3 protein-coding genes and 2 pseudogenes are annotated in these 3360 nt (G+C 36.7%); 3 read left to right on the top strand and 2 right to left on the bottom strand.

The window, feature by feature from the left end; all coding sequences use genetic code 11:
- Together HUN22_RS18445 and HUN22_RS16180 are read right to left on the bottom strand one after the other, a co-directional pair.
- Positions 1–130, bottom strand: a pseudogene (locus tag HUN22_RS18445) (shikimate kinase); the annotation flags it as partial.
- Positions 131–160: 30 nt separating this feature from the next.
- Positions 161–814 carry an NUDIX hydrolase gene (locus HUN22_RS16180; RefSeq protein WP_174731499.1) on the bottom strand — a complete coding sequence of 218 codons (654 nt, stop codon included), beginning with the start codon at positions 812–814 and terminating at the stop codon, positions 161–163.
- Between the two features lie 141 nt (positions 815–955).
- On the opposite strand from HUN22_RS16180, the gene HUN22_RS16175 reads away from it, so the two are divergent.
- The 3 genes and pseudogenes from HUN22_RS16175 to HUN22_RS16165 all read left to right on the top strand — a co-directional run bounded on the left by HUN22_RS16175 (position 956) and on the right by HUN22_RS16165 (position 3250).
- Positions 956–1645: an aspartate/glutamate racemase family protein gene (locus HUN22_RS16175; protein ID WP_174731496.1), complete on the top strand. Its 690-nt coding sequence runs from the start codon at positions 956–958 to the stop codon at positions 1643–1645.
- 71 nt (positions 1646–1716) lie between these two features.
- Positions 1717–1830 (top strand): annotated as a pseudogene (locus HUN22_RS16170) (PH domain-containing protein); the annotation flags it as partial.
- Positions 1831–1900: 70 nt separating this feature from the next.
- Complete coding sequence (locus HUN22_RS16165; RefSeq protein WP_174731493.1) at positions 1901–3250, top strand: PQQ-dependent sugar dehydrogenase; 1350 nt, start codon at positions 1901–1903, stop codon at positions 3248–3250.
- Positions 3251–3360 lie beyond the last annotated feature (110 nt).

Raw genomic sequence — 3360 nt, 5'->3', positions numbered from 1 at the left:
GAGAAATATTTCCTATTTTAAGTATAAAGTGCTCATCTAAATCATAATAAATAGCACCGAAATCTTTAGAAAATTGCTTAGCTAGAGTTGTTTTCCCAGCACCTCCCGGTCCTATAAAATATATAAGCATGAATAAGTTTCCCTTAAATTGATTCTTAACTCACCAATAAATATTGTCTCTATTTTCGCCAGAAATTTGTCTTGTAGCTGCGATGAGCAATCTCTCTATTATTTTATCAATGGCTAAATAATTTGGAGGAAAGTCTTTTAATGTCATGGTTCCAGTGCTTACTTCCCATAAGTCCTCTTTGGTTTTAATATTCTGTTTTACTTGTATTGTATTCACCTTATGTTGGAGTAAATCAATACAATCATATATTTGAACTTCTACAAATCCTACTACCTCATTACCTTTCGGTTTTAGCTCGGATAATTCAATATTTAGAGGTAGTAAGAAGATATGTTGAAATTCATTTGCAATATAATTATCTGCAATATGGCAAGCAGTCTGTCTAATTCCTATAGGGATAAGTTGGTTGAATTCCACCTTAATTCCTAACTCTTCCTCGCATTCTCTTATTCCTTGTTCAATGGTTTCACCTGCCTCGTAGTGTCCACCAACAGAGATATCAAGAAAACGTTCTCTGTCAAAAGTATAGTTATCACAATTTTTTAGCTGAAAATAAGCATATTGAGTTGATGGGTTATATACAAGACAAGTAAATACCCTATGCCATAGTCCCAATTGATGGGCTAATTTTTTATCAGCAATCCCAATGTATTCATAATTATCATTAAATATATCAATATTCATGTCTTTTTTATCAAGTATAAATTCAATCTAAATATTTTAACTTCATTTAAAGTTTTAAGTATCAAAAAAGCAATTTTATTCTAGCTGCGCTTTACTCATAAGAGATATAGATAAGTTTTGCATAAATAGAAGGACTAAATAATGAAAACAATCGGCTTATTAGGCGGAATGAGTTGGGAATCTACGGCACTTTATTATCAACAAATCAATAAAATGGTTCATCTTAAATTAGGAAAATTGCACTCAGCTAAGGTCATTATTAATAGTGTCGATTTTGAAGAAATAGCAGCCTTGCAAGCGAAGGGTTTATGGCAAGAAGCTGGCACATATTTAGCTGAGCAAGCACAAAATTTAGAAAAAGCAGGGGCAGATTGTATTTTGGTGTGTACTAACACCATGCATAAAGTTGCTGCACAGATTGAAGATTCAATTTCGATTCCTTTCTTACACATCGCTGACGCAACTGCAAAAGAAATTTTGAGTCAAAACATTGGTAAAGTTGCACTGTTAGGGACAGCTTTTACAATGGAGCAAGATTTTTATAAAGCTCGATTGCAGGATTATGGAATTGACGTGATTATTCCAAATGAAGCCGACCGAAAGATAGTACATCGTATTATCTATGAGGAGCTTTGCTTGGGTGTGATTAACCCCGATTCAAGGAAAAAATACGAGACTATAGTAGAGTCGCTTATAGCTGATGGTGCCCAAGGAGTTATCTTGGGTTGTACCGAAATTTGTATGTTGATTGGTGAGCTTAAATTTTCGGTTCCTTTATTTGATACCACCACCATTCATGCCAAAGAAGCGGTGAGTTTGGCTTTAACTTAAGAAGATAAATTAAATAAATTAGAATGAATAAATTGCTAAGAACTAATTTAAAAATGGAGGATAACTTTTGAAATTTAGATCGACTCAAAATTTATTATATGAAAAATGGAGAAGTCACATCAGTGATGATTTCGCCAAAAGATAAAGAACGTTTTTTTCAAGCCATAAACAAAAGACTCCATTAAAGCTGCTTGTTTAATTGCAAACATAAATTACGCTATTTCCAAGACGACAAAAAATAAATGGTGATAAATCATGACTAAACTTTTTTTACTGCCAGTTTTAGGCACTACGGTTTTAATTACATTAGCTGGATGCGCTTCATCCTCTCAATATCCAATTACCGACAGCTATGGGCCAGAACCAAAGTTACCTGAACCTAAATCAAGCTTATTACCAACCGTTAATATAGCGCCAGCAGAAGGCTGGCCGAGTGGGGTAATGCCAAAACCAGCAGAAGGTTTAAAGGTTAAAGCATTTGCGAAAGGACTTGAACACCCACGCTGGCTTTATGTATTACCAAATGGCGATGTATTAGTTGCTGAAACGGATGCCCCGCCTAAACCAGAAGACAGTAAAGGTATTAAAGGTAAAATCATGACGTTTGTGATGAGACGTGCAGGCTCATCTCATCCAAGTGCAAACCGTATTAGCTTACTTCGTGACACCAATGGGGATGGCGTCGCTGATCAGAAAACGCTATTTCTTCAAAACCTAAATTCTCCATTTGGTATGGCATTGGTCGGTAATAACTTATATGTCGCTAATACAGATGCACTGGTGCGTTTTCCTTATCAGGAAGGTGAAACTCAAATTACAGCTAGTGGAACCAAAGTATTGGACTTACCGGGTGGCCCTTTAAACCACCATTGGACCAAAAATGTGATTGCTAACCTAGCTGGTACCAAGCTGTACATTACTGTTGGTTCTAATAGTAACGTTGCTGAAAATGGTTTAGATCAAGAAAAAGGCCGAGCACAAATTACGGAGTTCGATATAGCAAGCGGGCAGTCTCGTCCATTTGCAACCGGATTACGCAATCCAAATGGTATGGCTTGGCAACCTCAAAGCGGTAAACTCTGGACGGTTGTAAATGAACGTGATGAAATTGGTAGTGACTTAGTACCTGACTATATGACGTCAGTCCAAGACGGTGGTTTTTATGGATGGCCATATAGCTATTATGGTCAACATGTAGATGTGCGAGTAAAACCACAAAATCCGGAAATGGTTGCTCGTGCAATTAAACCTGATTATGCACTTGGTAACCATACGGCTTCTTTAGGCCTTGCATTTTACACAGCTGAACTCATGCCACAATTTAGAGGTGGCGCATTGATCGGTCAACATGGCTCTTGGAACCGTAAGCCTCACAGTGGTTATAAAGTCGTTTTTGTACCATTTAGAAGTGGTCAACCTTCTGGCCCACCACAAGATATCTTGACCGGATTCCTGAGTGATAAAGGCAAAGCGTATGGTCGTCCTGTGGGTGTGGCCATTGATTTTTCAGGTGCCGTATTAGTTGCAGATGATGTAGGCAATACGATTTGGCGTGTTTCACCAGTTGCTGAAACAACCTATGAGACTCCATATAAAAATAAATAGCCTATACTCGTTTAATGACTTCATTATTTTGATTTTATTTCCACATTATGAAATAGATATTTTAATATAGCTAACTAATTTATCCAGATTTTGGATTGATTTGTTAGTTT

Origin of the sequence: Acinetobacter lactucae, assembly GCF_013344765.1 — a bacterium.
Taxonomy (GTDB): Bacteria; Pseudomonadota; Gammaproteobacteria; order Pseudomonadales; family Moraxellaceae; genus Acinetobacter; species Acinetobacter lactucae_A.
The sequence above is the reverse complement of the archived record's forward strand: the minus strand, read 5'-3'. Positions and strand labels throughout refer to the sequence as shown.